This window comes from Halomonas sp. ATBC28 (genome assembly GCF_005937175.1).
GTDB lineage: Bacteria > Pseudomonadota > Gammaproteobacteria > Pseudomonadales > Halomonadaceae > Vreelandella > Vreelandella titanicae.
This window is the reverse complement of sequence record NZ_VCQL01000230.1, coordinates 1-329: the sequence shown is the minus strand read 5'-3', so window position 1 is coordinate 329 and position 329 is coordinate 1. Positions and strand designations below refer to the sequence as shown.

The 329-nt window shown below is 58.1% G+C and carries 1 protein-coding gene; it reads left to right on the top strand.

What is annotated here, in order from left to right:
* Window positions 1–276: transposase (locus E0L35_RS26530; RefSeq protein WP_212751738.1), on the top strand; the 276-nt coding region annotated here is incomplete at its 5' end.
* Window positions 277–329 lie beyond the last annotated feature (53 nt).

Genomic DNA, 329 nt, shown 5'->3' with positions numbered 1-329 from the left:
TTCCTGCTTCACGTCCTGCCCAAAGGACTGATGCGGGTGCGTCACTACGGTTTTCTGGCCAATCGCTGCCGTCGGCAACGTCTGATGCAGGTTCGTCGAGCGCTAGCGGTGGTTGAGCAAGCACCGGATGCCGATATGGCTGCCAGCGATGCGGAGCTGGCCTACACCTGTCCACATTGCAAGCAACCCACATTGCGGATGATCGGGACGCTCACACCCCAGCGCCACACCTACGATCAACCGTCTAATCATAAGGATCAACACTATCGAGCATGATGTAACGCCCTACGACGACAACCGACTTGGCTAACCGGCTCGCTAGCGGGTCA